The sequence below is a fragment of the Streptomyces sp. NRRL F-2664 genome (genome assembly GCF_000719345.1).
In the GTDB taxonomy this organism is placed as follows: Bacteria; Actinomycetota; Actinomycetes; order Streptomycetales; family Streptomycetaceae; genus Streptomyces.
In genome coordinates, this window is sequence record NZ_JOFX01000028.1 from 43,509 (window position 1) to 64,114 (window position 20,606).

General features: G+C 71.9%; 19 protein-coding genes and 1 riboswitch. Of the genes, 7 read left to right on the forward strand and 12 right to left on the reverse strand.

Going from position 1 to position 20,606, the window contains the following annotated elements; translation table 11 throughout:
* Positions 1 to 126: 126 nt before the first annotated feature.
* The gene (locus IF89_RS0123455) at positions 127 to 1,407 is read right to left on the reverse strand and encodes an extracellular solute-binding protein (protein ID WP_030771443.1); all 1,281 of its coding nucleotides are present in this window, start codon (positions 1,405 to 1,407) and stop codon (positions 127 to 129) included.
* Between the two features lie 289 nt (positions 1,408 to 1,696).
* Here IF89_RS0123455 and IF89_RS0123460 point away from each other — a divergent pair, with 289 nt between their 5' ends.
* The 3 genes from IF89_RS0123460 to IF89_RS0123470 all read left to right on the forward strand — a co-directional run bounded on the left by IF89_RS0123460 (position 1,697) and on the right by IF89_RS0123470 (position 5,004).
* Positions 1,697 to 2,461 carry a GntR family transcriptional regulator gene (locus IF89_RS0123460; protein WP_030771446.1) on the forward strand — a complete coding sequence of 255 codons (765 nt, stop codon included), beginning with the start codon at positions 1,697 to 1,699 and terminating at the stop codon, positions 2,459 to 2,461.
* A gap of 102 nt (positions 2,462 to 2,563) precedes the next feature.
* Entirely contained in the window at positions 2,564 to 4,810 is a 2,247-nt protein-coding gene (locus tag IF89_RS0123465; RefSeq protein WP_234327845.1) for a carbon starvation CstA family protein, read from the forward strand.
* Entirely contained in the window at positions 4,807 to 5,004 is a 198-nt protein-coding gene (locus IF89_RS0123470) for a YbdD/YjiX family protein (protein WP_030771452.1), read from the forward strand. Before IF89_RS0123465 ends, IF89_RS0123470 begins: the two co-directional genes overlap by 4 nt.
* Before the next feature lie 50 nt (positions 5,005 to 5,054).
* Here the strand turns inward: IF89_RS0123470 and IF89_RS0123475 are convergent, their stop codons facing one another.
* On the reverse strand, positions 5,055 to 5,639 hold the full coding sequence (locus IF89_RS0123475) for a Uma2 family endonuclease (protein ID WP_030771455.1): 585 nt from the start codon (positions 5,637 to 5,639) through the stop codon (positions 5,055 to 5,057).
* 81 nt (positions 5,640 to 5,720) lie between these two features.
* Here IF89_RS0123475 and IF89_RS0123480 point away from each other — a divergent pair, with 81 nt between their 5' ends.
* From IF89_RS0123480 to IF89_RS0123490, 3 genes are all read left to right on the forward strand, one after another.
* Positions 5,721 to 6,218: a GNAT family N-acetyltransferase gene (locus tag IF89_RS0123480; protein WP_030771458.1), complete on the forward strand. Its 498-nt coding sequence runs from the start codon at positions 5,721 to 5,723 to the stop codon at positions 6,216 to 6,218.
* Positions 6,219 to 6,262: 44 nt separating this feature from the next.
* Positions 6,263 to 6,392, forward strand: a riboswitch (cobalamin riboswitch).
* 136 nt (positions 6,393 to 6,528) lie between these two features.
* Complete coding sequence (locus IF89_RS0123485) at positions 6,529 to 8,910, forward strand: ribonucleoside-diphosphate reductase subunit alpha (RefSeq protein WP_030771461.1); 2,382 nt, start codon at positions 6,529 to 6,531, stop codon at positions 8,908 to 8,910.
* The gene (locus IF89_RS0123490; protein ID WP_043194306.1) at positions 8,910 to 9,980 is read left to right on the forward strand and encodes a ribonucleotide-diphosphate reductase subunit beta; all 1,071 of its coding nucleotides are present in this window, start codon (positions 8,910 to 8,912) and stop codon (positions 9,978 to 9,980) included. The genes IF89_RS0123485 and IF89_RS0123490 overlap by 1 nt, the downstream gene beginning before the upstream one ends.
* A gap of 94 nt (positions 9,981 to 10,074) precedes the next feature.
* On the opposite strand, the gene IF89_RS38215 is transcribed toward IF89_RS0123490, so the two are convergent.
* Positions 10,075 to 10,302, reverse strand: coding sequence for a hypothetical protein (locus IF89_RS38215; RefSeq protein ID WP_043194307.1), 228 nt, complete (start codon positions 10,300 to 10,302; stop codon positions 10,075 to 10,077).
* 81 nt (positions 10,303 to 10,383) lie between these two features.
* Between IF89_RS38215 and IF89_RS0123500 the strand changes: the two genes are divergently transcribed.
* A complete protein-coding gene (locus IF89_RS0123500) occupies positions 10,384 to 11,349 on the forward strand; it encodes a helix-turn-helix domain-containing protein (protein ID WP_030771466.1) in 966 nt (321 codons plus the stop codon).
* A gap of 5 nt (positions 11,350 to 11,354) precedes the next feature.
* On the opposite strand, the gene IF89_RS46090 is transcribed toward IF89_RS0123500, so the two are convergent.
* From IF89_RS46090 to IF89_RS0123545, 9 genes are all read right to left on the reverse strand, one after another.
* Positions 11,355 to 12,998 carry a peptide ABC transporter ATPase gene (locus IF89_RS46090; RefSeq protein WP_030771469.1) on the reverse strand — a complete coding sequence of 548 codons (1,644 nt, stop codon included), beginning with the start codon at positions 12,996 to 12,998 and terminating at the stop codon, positions 11,355 to 11,357.
* A gap of 15 nt (positions 12,999 to 13,013) precedes the next feature.
* Positions 13,014 to 13,658, reverse strand: coding sequence for a peptide deformylase (gene def / locus IF89_RS0123510; RefSeq protein ID WP_030771471.1), 645 nt, complete (start codon positions 13,656 to 13,658; stop codon positions 13,014 to 13,016).
* Between the two features lie 83 nt (positions 13,659 to 13,741).
* Entirely contained in the window at positions 13,742 to 14,749 is a 1,008-nt protein-coding gene (locus tag IF89_RS0123515; RefSeq protein WP_030771473.1) for a tetratricopeptide repeat protein, read from the reverse strand.
* A 117-nt stretch (positions 14,750 to 14,866) separates the two neighbouring features.
* Positions 14,867 to 16,126, reverse strand: a complete 1,260-nt coding sequence (locus IF89_RS0123520) for an HD-GYP domain-containing protein (RefSeq protein ID WP_030771475.1) — start codon at positions 16,124 to 16,126, stop codon at positions 14,867 to 14,869.
* Complete coding sequence (locus IF89_RS0123525; protein ID WP_078628458.1) at positions 16,123 to 17,571, reverse strand: HD-GYP domain-containing protein; 1,449 nt, start codon at positions 17,569 to 17,571, stop codon at positions 16,123 to 16,125. The genes IF89_RS0123520 and IF89_RS0123525 overlap by 4 nt, the downstream gene beginning before the upstream one ends.
* 198 nt (positions 17,572 to 17,769) lie before the next feature.
* Positions 17,770 to 18,075 (reverse strand): mycothiol system anti-sigma-R factor, encoded by a 306-nt coding sequence (rsrA, locus tag IF89_RS0123530; RefSeq protein WP_030771481.1) that lies wholly within the window; start codon positions 18,073 to 18,075, stop codon positions 17,770 to 17,772.
* Positions 18,072 to 18,716, reverse strand: a complete 645-nt coding sequence (locus IF89_RS0123535; RefSeq protein WP_030771483.1) for a sigma-70 family RNA polymerase sigma factor — start codon at positions 18,714 to 18,716, stop codon at positions 18,072 to 18,074. The genes rsrA and IF89_RS0123535 overlap by 4 nt, the downstream gene beginning before the upstream one ends.
* Before the next feature lie 295 nt (positions 18,717 to 19,011).
* Positions 19,012 to 19,662, reverse strand: coding sequence for an alpha/beta family hydrolase (locus IF89_RS0123540; RefSeq protein ID WP_030771486.1), 651 nt, complete (start codon positions 19,660 to 19,662; stop codon positions 19,012 to 19,014).
* An 81-nt stretch (positions 19,663 to 19,743) separates the two neighbouring features.
* Positions 19,744 to 20,562 carry an SOS response-associated peptidase gene (locus IF89_RS0123545; RefSeq protein ID WP_030771491.1) on the reverse strand — a complete coding sequence of 273 codons (819 nt, stop codon included), beginning with the start codon at positions 20,560 to 20,562 and terminating at the stop codon, positions 19,744 to 19,746.
* Between the last annotated feature and the right edge of the window lie 44 nt (positions 20,563 to 20,606).

Genomic DNA, 20,606 nt, shown 5'->3' on the forward strand with positions numbered 1-20,606 from the left:
TCGCGGTTGACTGTGGAGTCAAATGCGCGACCGGGGGCGCGGCGGGTGTCCGGGCACCTGCCGCACCCCCCGGTGCGTGCACACTGCTGGGTCGTGCGGGTACTGCGGGTACTGCGGGGGCGGCGACTACTTGTTGATGCGCTTGGCGATCTCCGCGTCCGCCTCGGCGCCGGCCTTGGCCGCGTCCTCGCCCTTCAGGACCTTGGTCATGAACTCCTTGATGGGGTTCGGCTCGGTCTCGACGTTCGCCCAGCCCGCGGTGACCGGGGTGATCCTGCCGTTGACGCCGGCCTTGCCCATGGCCTCGGCGAAGGAGCCCGCGGCGGGGGTGAAGTTGGCGGCGGCCTGGTTCGGGAGCAGCGCGCCCTTGGTCTCGGCGGCGTACTTGGTCATCTGGTCCTTGCCGGCGGCGAGGGCCAGCCACTCCTTGGCGAGCTCCTTGTTCTTGGAACGCTCGGCCACGGCGAGGTTCGAGCCGCCGAGGAAGACGGTGCTGGTCTTGTCGGCGGTCTTGCCCGGGATCGGGAAGTAGCCGAAGTCGGCTTCCTTGCCCGCGTCCTTCAGGGCCTTCTCGGCACCGCCGGCCTCCCAGCCGAGGCCGATCCAGGAGGCGACGCCGCCCTTGGGGACGATGTCGGTGGACTGCTGCGGGTTGGCCTCGTCCTTGTCCTTGGGGGCGGTGGAGTAGGACTGGAGCTTCTTGTAGAACTCCATCGCGGCGCCGGCCTGCGGGGTGCCGAGGCCGCCCTTCCACTTGCTGCCGTCCTTGACGGCGAGGTCGCCGCCCTCGTCCCAGATGAGACCGGCGAGGACGTACCAGCTCTGGCCGGGGAGGTAGATGGGCTGGGTGGCCGGGTCGGCCGCCTTCAGCTTCTCCAGGCCGGCGATCCACTCGTCGCGGGTGGTGGGCGGGGTCACGCCGGCCTTGGCGAAGGCCTTCTTGTCGTAGACGACCACGCGGTTGGCGGCGTACCAGGGAGCGGAGTAGAGCTTGCCGTCGACCTCGGCCGAGGCGAGCATGCTCTTCTGCCAGGCGTCGGCGCCGAGCGCGGCCTTGTCCTTGGTCAGGTCGGCGAGGCCGCCGGTGACCGCGTAGCCGGCGGTCTGGGTGTTGCCGAGCTCAAGGACGTCCGGAGGGTTGTTCTCGGAGAGGGCCGTGGTGACCTTCTCCTGGATGCCGGTCCACTTCTGCTCCTCGACCTTGACCGTGACACCGGGGTGCTTGGCCGAGAACTCCTTGTTGACCTCGTCGATCCAGGCCTTCGGCGCGGAGCCGTCCATGACCCAGACGGTGATCTCCTTGGGACCCGCGTCGGCCTTGGCCTTGTCGTCGTCCCCATTGCCACACGCCGCGAGTCCGACCATCATGCCCGCGACACCGACCGCCGCGATGAGCTTGCGCTTCACGCCACCCTCCTCAGGGATGCCTGCCTGCACTTCCCTTGCCCGCCGCGGTGACATACGCGAAGTACTGCCGTGGGGCTGGGATCTGATCCATATTGGTGTAGACCAGTAGCTGGAGCTTGGCCTAGACCTTTAGGGGTGTCAAGGGTCTAATGAGCGGGTGCCCGGTCCGTTATCGGACCGACACCTGGGGAGAGAGAAGGCCTGTACCCCCACTCGTGTCACCATGTGACCGCACATATCGGAGGAGCCGGTGACGGCAGCGAAACTGGAGTCGGGAAGGCGGGCGGCGATGGCCACCGAAGGGGCGCTCACGGAGCCGGACGGCGGGGCGGCGACTCGCACGGCACGTGTACCCAAGTACTACCGACTCAAGCGGCACTTGCTCGACATGACCGAGACCATGCCGCCCGGCACCCCGGTGCCGCCCGAGCGCACGCTCGCGGCCGAATTCGACACCTCGCGCACCACGGTCCGCCAGGCCCTCCAGGAACTGGTCGTCGAGGGACGGCTGGAACGCATCCAGGGCAAGGGCACCTTCGTCGCCAAGCCCAAGGTCTCACAGGCCCTGCAACTGACCTCCTACACGGAGGACATGCGCGCACAGGGCCTGGAGCCGACCTCGCAGCTCCTCGACATCGGCTACGTGACCGCCGACGACACCCTCGCCGGACTACTCAAGATCAACACCGGTGGGCGGGTCCTGCGCATCGAACGGCTGCGACTGGCCAGCGGCGAGCCGATGGCCATCGAGACCACCCACCTGTCGGCCAAGCGCTTTCCGGCGCTGCGCCGCTCGCTCGCCAAGTACACCTCGCTCTACACCGCCCTCGCCGAGGTGTACGACGTCCACCTCGCCGAGGCCGAGGAGACCATCGAGACCTCCCTGGCCACGCCGCGCGAGGCCGGCCTGCTCGGCACCGACGTCGGGCTGCCGATGCTGATGCTCTCCCGGCACTCCCTGGACGCCGACGGCGAACCGGTGGAATGGGTGCGGTCGGTGTACCGCGGCGACCGCTACAAGTTCGTCGCCAGGCTCAAGCGCCCCGCCGCCTGACCCCCGCACGCCCGCCCCGCGCACCGGAATTCCGGGACCGGAATGCGGACGGGGTCTTACGTTCACCAGGCAATCCCCCGTAGATTCCGCCTGCTTACGCAGATGATCGACGAGGGGACCAGGATCATGCCCGAACCGGAAGCAACAGGGACACAACGGGACACGGCGAGTCCGGGAACCCCCTCGGGCTCGCCCTCCCCGAAGTCCATCGCCGTGTGGGTGCTCGTCGCACTCGTCGGCGCCCTCGGCTGGGGCGTGCTGGCGCTCTCGCGCGGCGAGGAGATCTCCGCGGCCTGGCTGCTCGCCGCCGCGCTGGGCTCGTACGCGATCGGCTACCGCTTCTACGCCCGCTTCATCGCGCAGCGCGTGCTGAAGGTCGACGCGACCCGTGCCACCCCAGCCGAACGCCTCGACAACGGTGTCGACTTCCACCCCACCGACCGCCGGGTGCTCTTCGGCCACCACTTCGCCGCCGTCGCCGGGGCCGGTCCGCTCGTCGGCCCCGTCCTCGCCGCGCAGATGGGCTACCTGCCCGGGACCATCTGGATCGTCGCGGGCGTGATCTTCGCCGGCGCCGTCCAGGACATGGTGACGCTGTTCTTCTCCACCCGCCGCGACGGCCGTTCGCTCGGCCAGATGGCGCGGGACGAGATCGGCCCCGTGGGCGGGGCCGCCGCCCTGGTCGCCGTGTTCGCCATCATGATCATCCTGCTGGCGGTGCTGGCCCTGGTCATCGTCAACGCCCTCGCACACTCCCCCTGGGGCGTCTTCTCCATCGGCATGACCATCCCGATCGCCGTCTTCATGGGCTTCTACCTGCGCGTCCTGCGGCCGGGCCGGGTCACCGAGGTCTCCCTCATCGGTGTCGCGCTGCTGCTGCTCGCCATCGTCGCGGGCGGTTGGGTCGCGGAGTCCTCCCTCGCCGGGACCTTCACCCTGGAGAAGGAGACGCTGGTCATCTGGATGGTGGTGTACGGCTTCCTGGCATCGGTCCTGCCGGTGTGGATGCTCCTCGCACCGCGCGACTACCTCTCCACCTTCATGAAGATCGGCACCATAGCGCTCCTCGCGATCGGCGTGGTCGTCGCGATGCCGACGCTGAAGATGCCCGCGATCACCGACTTCGCGGCCCGCGGCGACGGCCCGGTCTTCGCCGGATCGATGTTCCCGTTCGTCTTCATCACCATCGCGTGCGGTGCGCTGTCCGGCTTCCACGCCCTGGTCTCCTCGGGCACCACCCCGAAGATGATCCAGAAGGAGACCCAGGTCCGCATGATCGGCTACGGCGCCATGCTGACCGAGTCGTTCGTCGCCGTCATGGCGATCATCGCGGCCTGCATCATCGAGCCCGGCCTCTTCTTCGCGGTCAACTCCCCCGGCGGTGTCATCGGCACCACGGTCGAGTCCGCCTCGCAGGCGGTGACGAACTTCGGCTTCGCCATCTCGCCCGAGGCGCTCACCCAGGCCGCCAAGGACGTCGAGGAGGCCAGCCTGCTGTCCCGCACCGGCGGTGCGCCGACCTTCGCACTCGGGATGGCGGAGATCTTCTCCTCCGTCGTCGGGGGCGCCGGGATGAAGGCCTTCTGGTACCACTTCGCGATCATGTTCGAGGCGCTCTTCATCCTGACGACGCTCGACGCGGGCACCCGCGTGGGCCGGTTCATGCTCCAGGACACCCTCGGCAACGTCCACAAGTCCTTCAAGGACGTGAGCTGGAAGCCCGGCGTGTGGTTCGCGAGCGCGATCGTGGTGGGCGCGTGGGGCTACTTCCTGTGGGTCGGCATCAAGGACCCGCTGGGCGGCATCAACCAGCTCTTCCCGCTCTTCGGTATCGCCAACCAGCTGCTCGCCGCGGTGGCCCTGGCCGTGTGCACCACGCTGCTGGTCAAGTCCGGCCGGCTGAAATGGGCCTGGGTGACGGGCGTCCCGCTCGTCTGGGACGCCACGGTGACGCTCACCGCCAGCTACCAGAAGGTCTTCTCCGAGGACGTGAAGGTCGGCTTCTTCGCCCAGCGCGACAAGTACCAGGCGGGCATCGACGCCGACAAGGTGCTGGCGCCCGCGAAGAGCATGGACGACATGCACACGATCGTCACCAACGCCACGGTCGACGGCGTGCTGTGCGCCCTCTTCGCGGTCCTGATCATCGTGGTCCTCGCGGACGCCCTGCGCACCTGCGTGAAGGCCGTCCGCGACCCCGGCTCGGCCACCCTGTCCGAGGTCCCGTGGACCGAGTCGAAGATCGTGGCCCCCGCCGGCCTGATCGCCACCGCCGAGGAGCGGGCGCAGCTCGCGGCCGCGGCGGAGCGCGGTGCCGGGGGCGGGCAGGTCAAGGAGCCGGTGGCGTGACCGGCGTGCGCCGCGCGCTGGCCCGGGCGAGGTTCTACGTACGGGAGTTCTCCGGGGAGGCCGCCTACGACCGGTACGTGGCCCACGCCCGCTCGCACGACCCGGACGCGGAGGTCCTCACCCGGCGCGCCTTCGAGCGCGCCCGCACGGACGCCCGCGAGGCGGACCCCCGCGAGGGCTTCCGCTGCTGCTGACACATCCGGAGGGCCCCGCCGCGTCCTGCGGCGGGGCCCTCCGGCGTTCCTCAGCGCACCCAGTCCTTGAGGACCTCGGTCTGGAGAGTGACGTTGACCGGATCGGGGAGCTCAACGTCGTTCCCGAACTCCACCGTACGGGTGTTCGCATACCTGCGGCCGTCCGGTTCGCTGAACACGGTCACGTCGCATGCCTCCCGGTCGATGAGCAGGTATACAGGGATGCCCGTCTGGGCGTAGGCGAGGGGCTTCTCCACGCGGTCACGCCGGTCCGTATCGGTGTCGTACGAGGTGACCTCTACGACCATCAGGACCGGAGCGGGGTCGGCCCACTCGCCCTGGCCGACAAACGCGTCATCGACCGCGAGAGCGGCATCGGGACGGGCGCGACCCGAGCGGTAGTCCCCCACAGCCAACCCCCGCTCCACGTGAAGCCACAGCTCGGGCCGGTGCTGCATGCAGATGCGTGCGAGCCACAGAACGATGCGGTCGTGATCTCCGTCCGGCACTGCCTTGCTCCTGATGACCCCGTCGATGAACTCCAGCCGCAGACCTTCGACCTCTCTGGCGGCTATGCGCGCGACGGCCTCGAAGTCCTCGGTCGGCATGTGGGGCCTGTCGGTCATCACGGTCATGCCTCGCTCACCTTCCTCGACGGTGCTGCTGCCTCCGACGATAGCGCCGGGCGCCGACCGACGTCCTGCACACTCGACCGCATGGACATGGTGATCAGGACGGCGGTGCCCGCCGACTACGAGACGCTGGGCGAGATCACGGCGCAGGCCTACCTCGCCGACGGGCACCTGGACTTCAACGAGGACGACGCGTACCTGACCGTGCTGCGCGACGTGGCCGGCCGGGCCGCGCAGGCCGAGGTGCTCGTCGCCGAGCGCGACGGGCGGGTGCTGGGCGGGGTGACGTTCGCCGCACCCGGCAGCCCGCTCGCCGACATCGCCGGCCCCGACGAGGCCGAGTTCCGCATGCTGGCCGTGGCGCACGCGGCCCGGGGCCGGGGAGCGGGGGAGGCCCTGGTGCGGGCGTGCATCGAGCGCGCACGGGCCGTCGAGGGCGTCACGGGTGTCGTCCTGTCCACCCAGCGCAGCATGACGAGCGCCCACCGGATCTACGCCCGCCTGGGCTTCGTCCGCAGTCCGGAGCGGGACTGGGCGCCCATCGAGGGCCTGAAACTCCTCACGTACCGACTCAAGCTGTAGCCGCGCCGACACTACATGTGGGGGTTGCCGCACAAGGCCGCCCCCACATGTATGCTCATGCCTGCTGTCGCCGCAGGGGAATCCGGTGGGAATCCGGAACTGTCCCGCAACGGTATGAAGTGTCCGGCAACCGGACACCAAGTCCGATGACCTGCCGTCAGCGCGCCCGGATCGACCGACCCGGGTGCCGACACGTCCGGGCCTCGCGGTTGGGCCGGTGGACGCCATGCGGTGTGCCCGTTCCTGCCACGCCTGCATGCGCCCGCGCCCGCCCGCAGACGACCGGGCCGAGCGAGGGAGAGCTCCCGCCGTGACCATCGCGCCTTCCGCACCGCGCGCCGAGTCCGTTTCTGGCGACAACACCGAGGGCCCGGGGGCCGCGCTGCTGCGTACCCTCACCGAACTGACGGCGGACCTCCCCGACACCGACCCCGGCCGCGTCGCCGCCGCCGCGCTCCGCGGCCGCAGCTCCGCCGCCGACGAGGCCGAACTGCGCGGTCTGGCCACCGAGTCCGCCGCCGGGCTCATCTCCGAGGACCCCGCGTACTCCAAGCTCGCCGCCCGCCTGCTGACGCTGGCCGTACGCGACGAGGCCGCGAGCCAGGGCTCCACCTCCTTCTCCGCCTCCGTCGAGGTCGGCCACCGCGAGGGCCTCATCGCCGACCGCACCGCCGCGTTCGTGCGCACGCACGCGAGCCGCCTGGACGCCCTGGTCGAGCACACCCTCGCCGAGGGCGCCGACGACCGCTTCGGCTTCTTCGGCCTGCGCACCCTGCACAGCCGCTACCTGCTGCGCCACCCCATCACGCGTCAGGTCATCGAGACCCCGCAGTATTTCATGCTGCGCGTGGCCTGCGGCCTCGCCGCGGACGAGAGCGTCCAGGCCGTCGAGGAGGTGGCGTCGCTGTACCGGCTGATGAGCCGCCTCGACTACCTGCCCTCCTCCCCCACCCTCTTCAACTCCGGCACCCGGCACCCGCAGATGTCGTCCTGCTACCTGCTGGACTCCCCGCTGGACGAGCTCGACTCGATCTACGACCGCTACCACCAGGTCGCGCGCCTGTCGAAGCACGCGGGCGGCATCGGCCTGTCGTACTCCCGCATCCGCGCCCGAGGTTCGCTGATCCGCGGCACCAACGGCCACTCCAACGGCATCGTGCCGTTCCTGAAGACCCTGGACGCGTCCGTCGCCGCCGTGAACCAGGGCGGCCGCCGCAAGGGCGCCGCCGCCGTCTACCTGGAAACCTGGCACGCGGACATCGAGGAATTCCTGGAGCTCCGCGACAACACCGGTGAGGACCAGCGCCGCACCCACAACCTGAACCTCGCCCACTGGGTCCCGGACGAGTTCATGCGCCGCGTGAACGCCGACGCCGAGTGGTCGCTGTTCTCCCCGGCCGACGTGCCCGAGCTGGTCGACCTGTGGGGCGACGCGTTCGACGCCGCCTACCGCAAGGCCGAGGCCGACGGCCTGGCCCGCAAGACCATGCCCGCCCGTGACCTGTACGGCCGGATGATGCGCACCCTCGCGCAGACCGGCCAGGGCTGGATGACCTTCAAGGACGCCTCCAACCGCACGGCGAACCAGACCGCCGAGCCGGGCACCGTCGTGCACTCCTCGAACCTGTGCACCGAGATCATCGAGGTCACGAACGACGGCGAGACGGCCGTCTGCAACCTCGGCTCGGTCAACCTCGGCGCCTTCGTGGTGGACGGCGACATCGACTGGGAGCGCCTGGACGAGACCGTCCGCACGGCCGTCACCTTCCTCGACCGCGTGGTGGACATCAACTTCTACCCGACCGAGCAGGCCGGCCGCTCCAACGCCCGCTGGCGTCCGGTGGGCCTGGGCGCGATGGGCCTCCAGGACGTCTTCTTCAAGCTGAAGCTGCCCTTCGACTCCCCCGAGGCGAAGGCCCTGTCCACCAAGCTCTCCGAGCGCATCATGCTGGCCGCGTACGAGGCCTCGTGCGACCTCGCCGAGCGCAGCGGCCCGCTGCCGGCCTGGGAGCAGACCCGCACCGCGCGCGGCGTCCTGCACCCGGACCACTACGACGTCGAGCTGAACTGGCCGGAGCGCTGGGACGCGCTGCGCGCCCGCGTCGCCGAGAGCGGCATGCGCAACTCCCTGCTCCTCGCCATCGCCCCGACGGCGACGATCGCCTCGATCGCCGGCGTGTACGAGTGCATCGAGCCGCAGGTGTCCAACCTGTTCAAGCGCGAGACCCTGTCGGGCGAGTTCCTCCAGGTGAACGGCTACCTGGTGGAGGAGCTGAAGCAGCTCGGCGTGTGGGACGCCCAGACCCGTGAGGCGCTGCGCGACTCCTCGGGCTCGGTGCAGGGCTTCGGCTGGATCCCGGCCGAGGTGCGCGAGCTGTACCGCACGGCGTGGGAGATCCCGCAGCGCGGTCTGATCGACATGGCGGCGGCCCGTACGCCGTTCCTGGACCAGTCGCAGTCGCTGAACCTGTTCCTGGAGACGCCCACCATCGGCAAGCTCAGCTCGATGTACGCGTACGCCTGGAAGCAGGGTCTGAAGACCACCTACTACCTGCGCTCGCGCCCGGCGACGAAGATCGCCCGTGCTGCCCAGGCCGCCACCGCCGCTCCGGTGGCGCTCCCGCAGGCCGTCGACGCCGAGGCGCTGGCCTGCTCCCTTGAGAACCCCGAGTCCTGCGAGGCCTGCCAGTAATGAGCTCCGCCCACCCGTCACCCGACCACCGCCCCTCGACGACGGCACTTCGTGCCGACACCTCCGAGGTCAAGAACCTCCTGGACCCGGGCTTCGAGCTCACGCTCCGCCCGATGCGCTACCCGGACTTCTACGAGCGCTACCGGGACGCGATCAAGAACACCTGGACCGTCGAGGAGGTCGACCTCCACTCGGACGTCGCCGACCTCGCGAAGCTGACGCCCGCCGAGCAGCACATGATCGGCCGCCTGGTCGCGTTCTTCGCGACGGGCGACTCGATCGTCGCGAACAACCTGGTGCTGACGCTGTACAAGCACATCAACTCCCCGGAGGCGCGCCTGTACCTGTCGCGCCAGCTGTTCGAGGAGGCCGTGCACGTCCAGTTCTACCTGACGCTGCTCGACACCTACCTGCCCGACCCGGAGGACCGCGCGGCGGCCTTCGACGCGGTGGAGAACATCCCCTCCATCCGCGAGAAGGCGCAGTTCTGCTTCAAGTGGATGGACTCGGTCGAGAAGATCGACCGGCTGGAGACGAAGGCCGACCGCCGCCGCTTCCTGCTGAACCTGATCTGCTTCGCCGCGTGCATCGAGGGCCTGTTCTTCTACGGCGCCTTCGCGTACGTGTACTGGTTCCGCTCGCGCGGCCTGCTGCACGGCCTGGCCACCGGCACCAACTGGGTGTTCCGTGACGAGACCATGCACATGAACTTCGCCTTCGAGGTCGTGGACACCGTCCGCAAGGAGGAGCCCGAACTCTTCGACGACGAGCTTCGCCAGCAGGTCACCGACATGCTGAAGGAGGCGGTGGAGGCCGAGCTGCAGTTCGGCCGCGACCTGTGCGGCGAAGGCCTGCCGGGCATGAACACCGAGTCGATGCGCGAGTACCTGGAGTGCGTCGCGGACCAGCGTCTGGTCCGTCTCGGCTTCCCGACCGTGTACGGCTCGCAGAACCCGTTCTCGTTCATGGAGCTGCAGGGCGTCCAGGAGCTCACGAACTTCTTCGAGCGCCGCCCGTCGGCCTACCAGGTCGCGGTCGAGGGCACGGTCGACCTGGACGAGGACTTCTAGTCCGCCGGTCGCACCGGGTGCACCGGGAGCCGGGACGCGAGTCGATCGCGTCCCGGCTCCTCGCGTTCCGGGGCGGTCCGCAGACCGGCTCCGCTCAGTGGGCCAGGCGTCCCCGGCGCCAGCCGGCGGTCCGGGGGCCGTGCCCGTGCTGCGGGGTGGGCGGCATGCCGCCCGCCTTCTGCCGCGGCAGCCATACGAGCCGGTTCTCGACCGCCCGCAGCTGCCGGTCGATCCGCCGCTCGTGCCGGAACCCGTACAGGCTGGGGGCGAGCAGCAGGGCGGCGAGGGCGAGGACGGCGAGGAAGCTCAGGAACGTGTTCATGTCTCCACTGTCCCCCCGTCCGGGCCACCCGGCCACTGGCAGGACTGTCATGAAAGAGCGAATTACTGCCACACTGGGGGCATGCTGACCACTGTGGCCGTGGCCCTCCTCGACGAAGTGGCCCCCTTCGAGTTCGGGATCTTCTGCGAGGTCTTCGGGACCGACCGCAGCGACCATGGGCTCCCGGTGTACGACTACGCCGTCTGCGCTGCGGAGGACGGCCCCCTGACCATGGCGGGAACCGGTTTCGCCCTCTCTCCCGCCCACGGGCCGGAACGGCTGGAGAGCGCCGACCTGATCTGCGTGCCCGCCTTCCGCAACGCCGCGCAGCGCACCTATCCGGAGCCGCTCCTGGCCGCGCTGCGCCGCGCCGTCGGGCGCGGTGCACGGGTCCTCAGCGTGTGCAGCGGTGCCTATGTGCTCGGCGCGGCGGGCCTGTTGGACGGCCGGCGCTGCACCACGCACTGGATGCACGCCCCGGCCCTGGCGCGACGCTTCCCGCGGGCCCGGGTCGACGCGGACGTGCTCTACGTCGACGAGGGCCCGGTGATCACTTCCGCGGGCACCGCCTCGGGCATCGACGCCTGCCTGCACGTGGTCCGCCAGGAGCACGGCGCCGAGGTCGCCAACAGCATCGCGCGCCGGATGGTCGTACCGCCCCACCGGGACGGCGGGCAGGCGCAGTACATCCAGCGGCCGCTGCCGCGCACGTCCTGCGACACGGTGGGCGAGGTGATCGGGTGGATGGGGCGCCACCTGGCGGAGGAGATCACCGTCGAGCAGCTGGCGGAACGCGCGCACATGTCACCGCGCACCTTCGCCCGCCGCTTCCTCCAGGAGACCGGTACCACCCCGTACCAGTGGGTCCTGCGCCAGCGGGTCCTGCTGGCCCAGGAGTTGCTGGAGTCCACCGACGACACGGTCGACGCGATCGCCGGCCGCTCCGGCTTCGGCAACGCGGCCGCTCTGCGCCACCACTTCCTGCGGACCCTGGGCACCACGCCGAATGCCTTCAGGCGCACGTTCCGCGGCCCGCAGGCCGCCTGAACCCGTCATGCCGGTCGGGGGCGGTCCCCCTCGTACTCCACGACGCGTCCGTCGACCGTCCCGACCAGCAACCGCTTCTGCGGCGACACGGCGAGGGAGAGCGCGCAGGTCGGGACCCCGTCGACGGCGAGGGCCATGCGTCGGCGCACCGCGCCCGTCCCGGCGTCCAGGACCGTCAGGGCCCCGGAGACGTCGGCGGCGTAGACGTCCTTCCCGTCCGAGTCGAGGGCGATCGCCCGGTGGTCGCCGCGGTGCTCCCACAGCACCGCGCCGTCCAGGGAGCGCCGTACGACGTAGCAGCTGCCCGGGCGACGCGCGTGCGGCTCGTAGACGGACCCGGCGTACACCAGGGACTGCGCGATCTCCACGGCCGGACCGCCGAAGTGGTCCGCCGCCGGCGGCCGGCCGTGCGGGAACAGCGGCCGCGGCGTGCCGTCCGCGTCCACCGCGCTCACCCACAGGTCCCGGGGCGACCACTGCGCGCGGCTGCCCACCAGCACGTAGGGGCGGCTCGCACGGCGCACCGGGAACGGGTGGTTGAAGAGGGGGAAGCCCCCGGTCCCGGGCCCCTGCTGCACGTCGGCGGCCAAGGCGCCCGCAGGGCCGGGCAGTTCGGACATCGACAGCCGTTCACGTCCCGCGCTCGGGATCTCCGCCGGCCGCAGGACCATCCGCCGGCCGCCGCCCGCCACCAGGATCGCGTACCCGTCGGGTCGCACGGTCTCCAGCACCCGGCCGGTGTCGATCGCGATCCGGGCGATCCGGGCCCCGTCCCGCTGCCGGCCGGGGCGCGCATGGCTCCGGAGCCGCTCGGCGTTGGCCCACACGGACGCCGCGTCACCGGACATCACCAGCTGGCGGCCCCCCTCCTCGTCCCCCACGGCCCATTGCCGTTCCCCCGAGGGCAGCCACGACTCCGCGAGGACTCCGTCCAGCGCCGCCAGCACCCGGCCGTCCGGCAGCCCCTCGACCGCCCACACCCGCCGCCGCAGGGACCACCCCCGGCCGGCCGCCCCCGCCAGCTCCGCCAGCAGCCGGCGGGCCTCCGGGCCGCGGTCCGGCCGGTCGTACGGCGCCACCGGCCCGTCGAGTTCCTCACCGAGCACGCTCCCCGGCCCGACCGCGCCCCAGTCCGCGCGGTGCACGACGGCCGTGTGCCCCTGCTCGTGCGCCACCGGGCCCTCCCAGTCCTCGGACGGGCTCAGCACCAGGCGCAGATCGGCCGAGCCGTGCCACGCGAGGTCGAGGACCTCCCGCTCGTACTCCAGAGCGGACACGACGTCGCCGGTGTCCACGCGGACGAGCAGCAGCTCACCCTCGAAGAAGTAGCCGCCGTCGTAGCAGCCGGTGCCGACGGCCAGTAGGGGCAGGACCGGGTGGAAGGCGAGCGCCCGCACGGGCTTGCCGGAACGCAGCACGTACCGGCACCGCAGGCCGTCCCGCTCGTACACGCCGATGCGGTGGCCGGACCACCCGGTGCCCCAGGGGCCGCCGGTCCACTGGACCGACCCCACGTCGCCGCCGACCGCGAGCAGCCCCGAGCGGTCGTCGGCGACGGCCACCGCGGGGTCCCCGATCTCGGCGAACGGCCCGCCGCCGAGCACGCGCCGCACGATCGGCTCGGGAGCCTCGGCGGCCTCGGCGGTCATCCGGTCGGACAGCCCTCAGTCGTTCGGGACGGTCTCGTAGCGCGGGGTGCCTTCCGCCATCTGGCGCAGGGCGTCCTTGCGGTCGCGCTTGGAGAGGCGGTCGATGTACAGGTAGCCGTACAGGTGGTCGGTCTCGTGCTGCAGGCAGCGGGCGAAGTAGCCGGTGCCGCGGACCTTGATCGGGTTGCCCTGGGCGTCCTGGCCCTCGACCTCGGCGTAGTCCGGGCGGGCCAGTGAGGCGTAGGCCGTCGGGACGGACAGGCAGCCCTCGTTGGAGTCGTCCAGCACCCGCGAGGCCGCAGGGAGTTCGACGAGCTTGGGGTTGACCACGACACCGGTGTGGCGCACCCCCTCGTCGTCCGGGCAGTCGTAGACGAAGACCTTGGCGTCCACGCCGATCTGGTTCGCGGCCAGGCCCACGCCCTCGGCGGCCTTTTGGCTGGCGAACATGTCGTCGATCAGCCGGGCCAGCTCGTCGCCGAACTCGGTGACGTCCTTGCACTCGCGGTGCAGGACCGGGTTGCCGACGACCGTGATCGGGCGGGCCGTACCGCGCTCCCGGTGGGCCAGCTCGCGCGCCTCACAGTCCTCGGTGTCCACGACGTATCCGTCGTTCACGACCTCGACACCATCGACAACGTCGTTCTCCTGCTGCGCCATGTCCGCCGTACGCCTTCCGTAAGTCCCGGTCACCGGTGGTCGCCGATGGCCACCGATGTGCCCGTACAGCCTACGGCCCCGGCTCAGCAGACTTCTTCGAGATCACGCCACTCGCGGCTGTCCGGGCTGTCGGCGACCCAGCCGTCGAGCAGTCCCCGTACCAGTCCGGCCGGCGCCGCGATGCCGCACTCGCGCTCGGGCACCCAGAGGGAGCCGGAGCCCGCCGTACGGTGCCCCAGCGGTCCGGGGTGCCCCGGCTCGCTGTGGTCGTGCGGATCGAGGTGCTCGCCGTCGCCCTCGTCGCTCGGCATCTCGCTCTCCGAGCAGGTCCGGCACAGCAGCCGCACCGACGAGGACCAGTCCTCGGCGGCGAAGCCCGCGTCCGACGCCAGCTGCTCCAGCGCGTCGCGGTCCGCCTCCGTGGCCGCCTCCAGCAGCACCACCCAGGTCGGGACCGGGGAGGGCGCCCACAGCTCGATCTCGTCGAAGACCGGGTAGGAGGGGCCGGCCGCCGTCACGCGCTCGCCGTGCGGGACCCCGTCGTGGAGGACGACCTCGCCCCAGCGCCGGCCCGAGGAGGGCAGCGGGATCGACAGGACCTCCAGCCTCGCCGGATCGAGCCGCCGGCCCCACACCACCTCGGCCTCGCCCTCGGGCGAGAGCCGCACGGCGGCGCTGCCCAGTTCCATGCCGACCGGCTCGCCGTTGCCGCCGCCCCCGCCGTTCGCACCGTGGGAGTCCCCGGGCACCTTCAGCCCGTACGCCTGCCAGGCCCGCCGGGCCAGCGGCCAGTCCTGCAGCGCGGTGGCGGCGATCCCGACGTTCCACCAGTCGGGAGCCCCGGTCTCGCGGTCCAGCAGGGCCACGGCGCGCAGCCCGGCGGCCCGCGCCTGCTCCCAGTCGTGCCGGAACTTGTGCAGCAGGGCCAGGTTGAACCACGACTCGGAGAGCCACGGCTCCAGGTCGGCGGCTCTGGTCAGCAGCGCGCCCGCGTCCTCGTACCGCCCGTCGCCGATCAGCGTGAACGCGCGGTCGGTGGCCTGCCGCCACGAGGCGGAGGGCCGATGCCGTACCTTCCCGAAGATCCTCACGATTCCCGCCTGCCTGGGGGCACCTCCCAGCGGTGGCTGGGGACTGGGTGCAGCCTTGCGGACACTCTTACTCGCATCCAACCATGCCCACTCGGACGGCCGCTCATTACCCATGGGTTACCCCGGTGGAACGGGCCCCACTCTGCCACGTCCGCCCCTGGCCAGAACCCTGGCCAGGCATTCCACGACCTCCGGCTGGTACTCCCGCCCCGTGCCCAGGCGCAGCTGCTCCAGGGCGGCCAGTGGGCCGACCGGGTGACGGCTGCCGCCGACGAGGTCGTCGTACGCGTTGACCGCGCGCACGATCCGGGCCAGGGCGGGCTGCTCCCGGTACGGCTCCGCCTGCCGCTCCACCACCACGGCGACCTCGGCGGGCACCCCCGTCTGCCGGGCCACCTCGCCGCCCAGACGTGCGATCCGGCGGGCCTCGGCAGCGGGCAGCTCGGCGGTGGCGCCGTCCGGTACCGGGTCGACCAGGGAGAGCTGCCCGATGTCGTGCATGAGGGCGGCGTACTCCAGCACCGTCAGTTCCCGCTCCGACAGGCCCAGCTCCCGGCCGACGGCGCAGCTCAGGGCGGCCACCCGGCGGGAGTGGCCGGGCGGGGTGTACCCGGCGACCTCGGTGGCCCGGGCCAGGGAGGTGATGGTCTGGCGGTAGGTGGTGCGGATCTCGCTGATCCGGTGGAAGGACAGCTGGGCCAGCAGCAGCGGGACGCTGAGGACGGGGACGGCCCACAGGCCCGCGGCGGCCGCGCCCAGCGCCATGGCGGCGCCGGTGGCGCAGGCCGCCGTGCCGATGCCGAGCTGGTCGCGCAGCCCGTCGCGCAGCAGCGGCCCGTACGGCCACCCGGTGCGGGCCCGGGCGAGGGCCGCGGCGAGCAGGGCGTCGCACAGGGCGGTCAGGCCCAGCAGGATCAGCAGGAGCCCGACGAGGTACGGGCCGTGGCCCACCCGCTCCGCGAGCCGCCCGGAAGGGTGGAGCGGCTGGAAACAGGCCGCGGCGAAGGCGACGGTGAGCACCCGGCGGGCCAGGTGGTCGGCGGCGGGCCCGCGGCCGCGGGCGACGTGCGGGACGATCCCGGCGAGGGCCGCCGCGGCGACGACGGCGACGGTCTCCAGCACTCCGTGCCGGGTGGGCTGGCCGGCAGTCTGGCCGAGCAGGGCGTAGGCCAGTGCGCCGGCCGAGCCGAGCGGCGCCGCCTGCCGCCCGGGGGTGTCCGGCCGGTCCCTGCGGGCGAGCTCGCCGACGGCGACCAGGGTGCCGAGGGCGAGGGCGGCGCCGGGCTCGGCCAGACCGTGCCACAGCGTGTGGGCGAGGGCGGCGGCGGCGAGCACGCCGGCCGCGCCGCGCACCGCCCGGGCGGCGGCCCCCTTCACCGCCCGCCCCGGCCGGGGCGGACCGGCCCCCTGCCACCGCCGTCCGTGCGGGGGTGGGGCGCCGGGCCGTGCCCCGCCGGCGGGGCCTGCGGTGCGGGCCGCCCCGGCCCCGGCACCACGGCGGGGGCCGGGTCGTCGATCACCTGGAGGTCGGCGTCGGACGTGACCACCGGATGCCAGCCGTGCCGGCCGACGGCAGCGGTGAGGGCCCGTACCATCACCGGGTCGAACTGGGCCCCCGCGCAGCGTTCCAGCTCGGCGAGGGCGGTGGGCACCGGGCGGGCCCGGCTGTAGGAGCGGGTGGACGTCATCGCGTCGAAGGCGTCGGCCACGGCCACCACCCGGGCGAGCTCGGGGATCTGCTCGCCGGTCAGCCCGTAGGGGTAACCGGTGCCGTCGACCCGTTCGTGGTGGTGCAGGATCGCCGACCTGGCCTCGCCCAGGAAACCGATGCCGCGCACCATCTCGTGCCCGTATTCGGGGTGCAGTTCGATGATCCGGCGCTCCTGCGGGGTCAGCGGGCCGTCCTTGCGCAGCAGCCGGGTGGGGACGCCCAGCTTGCCGACGTCGTGCAGGATCCCGGCGATGCGCACGACCTCCAGCCGGTCCTCGGCCATTCCCAGCTCGCGGGCGATCATCGTGGAGGCCTGGCCGACGCGTTCGCTGTGGCCGCGCGTGTAGCGGTCCTTGATGTCGACGGCCTGGACGAGGGCGCGGATGGTGGCCCGGTGGGCGGCGTGCTCGCGGTGGTACTGGGCGAAGACCAGGCAGGAGACGTACATCGGCAGCAGGACGAGTACCGCGGCCGGGATCCCGTACGGGCTGCGCCACATGACGGCCGCCATCAGCCCGGCGAGGCCGTGGACGCAGTACGGGAGGAGGGCCCGGCCGAGGAGGCCGTGCCCGGCGGTGGCGGCCGGCGTGCGTTCGGCCGCGGCCAGGACGGCCGCGTCAAGGACGGTCAGTACCAGGCAGAGGGCGGCGGCCGCCGCCGTCGCGGGGAGCAGCGCGTAGGGGAGGTCGGCGGGACCGGCGGGGGGCGCTCCGCCGAGCGCTGCCGGCCCGTCGAGCAGCCCGAAGACCTGGCCCGCGCCCCAGGCTCCCAGGGACTGCTGGGCGCCGTGCCAGGCCCGGCGCACCAGGGCGGGGCGCTGGACCACGGGGGCGGCGAGGCCGCCGGGCAGCGCCGCGAGCGCGGCCGCCGCGGGCGGCAGCAGGAAGACGGCGGCGAGCACCACGGGGAGGAAGGACCCGAGGCCCTCGGGCACCCGCCGGCCGGGCAGCGGGCAGCTCCTGGCCAGCTCGCAGCCGAGATGGAGGGCGGCGAGCAGGATCACGGCGGGCCGGGGCGTAGCGGAATCCGCGAGAGCCGGCCCGGCGCAGGCGACCGCCGCGAGGACGGCGCACAGGACGAGTGCGCCCGCGGCCGGCGGAAGACCCCGCATGGCGCTCTCCTCCCCCGGGCCGTGCACGCCGGGTGCCGAATCGGACCGGTATCGATTGGGGAGAATAGGTGGGGCCCCGAGCGGGGCGGGCCACATTTTCGTATTACGCCATGTGGACGCCCCCGGATTAGCACATTCGGGTGAATGAACTGTTCTTCCGGGGGCGGGTGTTCAGCAGTTCGGCCGGAGCGGTGCGAATCAGCCGGGAGCGGGGTGGTCGGCGGTGACGTCGTGGTCGGGCACCGCCTGCCCCGACCGGATCAGCTCGATCCGGCCCATCACCTTCGACCGCAGGTCGGACGGCACGTCGTCCGACCCGCAGCAGCGCTTGACCAGCTTCTTGACGGCCTGTTCCAGCCCGTACTTCTCCAGACAGGGATTGCACTCGCCGAAGTGGGTCTCGAACTTCGTGCAGTCGCTGTCGGGCATCTCATGGTCGAGGAACTCGTACAGGTGGTCCAGGACCTCAGAGCACTCTGTCTCGTGCGGCTCTCCGCAACTCATGAGCCCGAGCCTTTCCGGTCGTTCGCCTCTCCCGCGCCCGCGGGAACCAGCCCGCGCTCACGGGCGTAGTCCTCCAGCATTCCGCGGAGTTGACGGCGGCCACGGTGCAGTCGCGACATGACCGTTCCGATGGGTGTACCCATGATGTCCGCGATCTCCTTGTACGCAAAGCCCTCTACGTCTGCAAGATAGACCGCGATGCGGAACTCTTCCGGAATGGCCTGCAGGGCTTCCTTCACATCCGAGTCGGGCAGGTGGTCGAGCGCCTGCGACTCGGCCGAGCGCAGTCCGGTCGACATGTGCGACTCGGCGCGCGCCAGCTGCCAGTCCTCGATCTCCTCCGCGGCGCTGCGCTGGGGCTCGCGCTGCTTCTTGCGGTAGGAGTTGATGAACGTGTTGGTCAGGATGCGGTACAGCCACGCCTTCAGATTGGTGCCCTCGCGGAACTGGTGGAAGGACGCGTATGCCTTCGCGTACGTCTCCTGGACCAGGTCCTCGGCGTCGGCCGGATTGCGCGTCATGCGCAGGGCGGCCGAGTACATCTGGTCGAGGTAGCCGAGGGCGTCCCGTTCGAAGCGCGCATTGCGCTCCGGCGTCGTCTCCTCCGCGTGGCCTTCGTCGGTCCCAGCGACAGGACCCACCTCCTCCGACTGCGTGGCGGCTCCGAAAGCGGACCCGCTCGAATCGGAGAATAGTCGACCTTCCCGGCCCTCCGCCGCCCGAAGCGGGCTGCGCTTGGGGGCGGGCAGCACCGTCCAGTCCAGGTCAGCGGCCTGCGGACGGTTCTGGCTGATGACCTGGGTCATGCGCTCCCTCTCCTCCGACGTTCCGTGTGTACCGACATGTGGGACAACATCGGGGGCGGGGCGGCGCATTCCCCGGCGCGCCAGGGGTTTTCGGCCTTTCCGGGCCGGATGGCGGCCCGTGTGGCGGGTGTCACGCGGGAAGGCGCGCGAGCCATTCCCCGACTGCGTCGGTGATCGTCCGCAGTGCCTCCTCCTGGGTGGTCGCGGCCTTCTTCGGGACCGCGAAACCGTGGTCGCCGTGGGCGACCTCCACGAGTTCGTACGGGTGCGGCCCGACCGGCTCGGGGAACTCGTCCGGGCGGCCGAAGGGGTCCCTGTCGCCCTGGACCACGAGGGCGGGCCGGCCTGCTCCGGTGAGCTCGGCGGCCCGGGACTTCTCGGGCCGGCCCGGCGGGTGCAGCGGGAAGGCGAGGGCCAGCACTCCGGCGGCGCCCAGTTCGGTGGCCGTGCGGCAGGCCACGCGCGCCCCGGCGCTGCGGCCGCCCGCGACCACCGGCAGCCCCGGTTCCGCGAGCGCCGGCCACAGCCCGCGCCAGCCTTCGTCCAGCACCTTGGGCGCGGCAGCGACCTTCTTGCCGGCGACCCGCCAGGGCTGTTCGACGAGTGCCACCGTGATCCCGCGGGCGGGCAGGGCGGCGGCGAGGGCCTGGAGGTCCCGGGCCTCGATGCCGCCGCCGGCGCCGTGGCTCACGGCGAGGACGAGGCGGGCGCCCGGTGCGGGGTGCCACGTGACGCGGGCTTCGCCCGCCGGGGTGTCGACACTGTCGGTACGCGTGCTCATGGACCCATCGTGCCGTCCCTGCCGGTCGGGACCCGGCGGGGCGGGGTGGTGTGCCGCCCGGAAAGGCTTCCCTCCTTCGACCTAGAAGAGGGTTCCCTCCTCCGGCGCGGCCAGCTCTTTCAGCAGCTCCGGCCCGTTGTTGCGCACGTTGCTCACGGCGGTGGACACCGGGTAGGCCCGCATCAGCCCGCCCGGCGGCGGTGCGAGCAGCTCGCGCAGGGAGCCCTCGGTGTCGGTGTTCGCCGGGTCCAGCCAGGCGTCCCAGCGGTCGGGGGTCAGCATCAGCGGCATCCGCGGGTGGATCTCGGAGAGCGAGCGCGGGCCCTCGGCGGGGGCGACCCCCAGCGGGCCCGTCTCGGCCTCGGCGGTGATCACGGAGCAGGTCGCCCACCAGGCGAGGGGGTGCTCGTCGGGCAGGGTCCGGTCGCGCCAGAACTCGTAGATGCCGGCCATGGCGAAGAGCGAGCCGTCCGCGGGGAGGACGAAGTAGGGCTGCTTGCGGGGCCGCTTCTTCTTCCCCTCCACCTCCAGCTGCCGCTCGTCGTGGGCGGTGACCCACTCGTAGTACCCGTCGGCGGGGATGATGCAGCGGCGCTGGGCGAACGGGCGGCGGAACGACGGCTTCTCGTGCAGGGTCTCCGATCGGGCGTTGATCATCCGGGCGGCGCCGTCGGGGTTCTTGGCCCAGGAGGGCACGAGTCCCCACTTCAGGACGCGCAACTGGCGAACCGGACGCGGATCCGCAGCGTCCTTCAGGGGACGGTCGAGGACGACGTGAACCTGCTTGGTCGGTGCCACGTTGAAGTCGGGGTCCAAGGCCTCCTCCGGTTCCCACTTCTCGATGCCGAAGGCCTCCACGAGGTCCTGCGGTCCACGACTGGCTGCATACCGTCCGCACATGCCTGTCACACTGCCATGTCCACCACACACCACCGCAAGGAGTC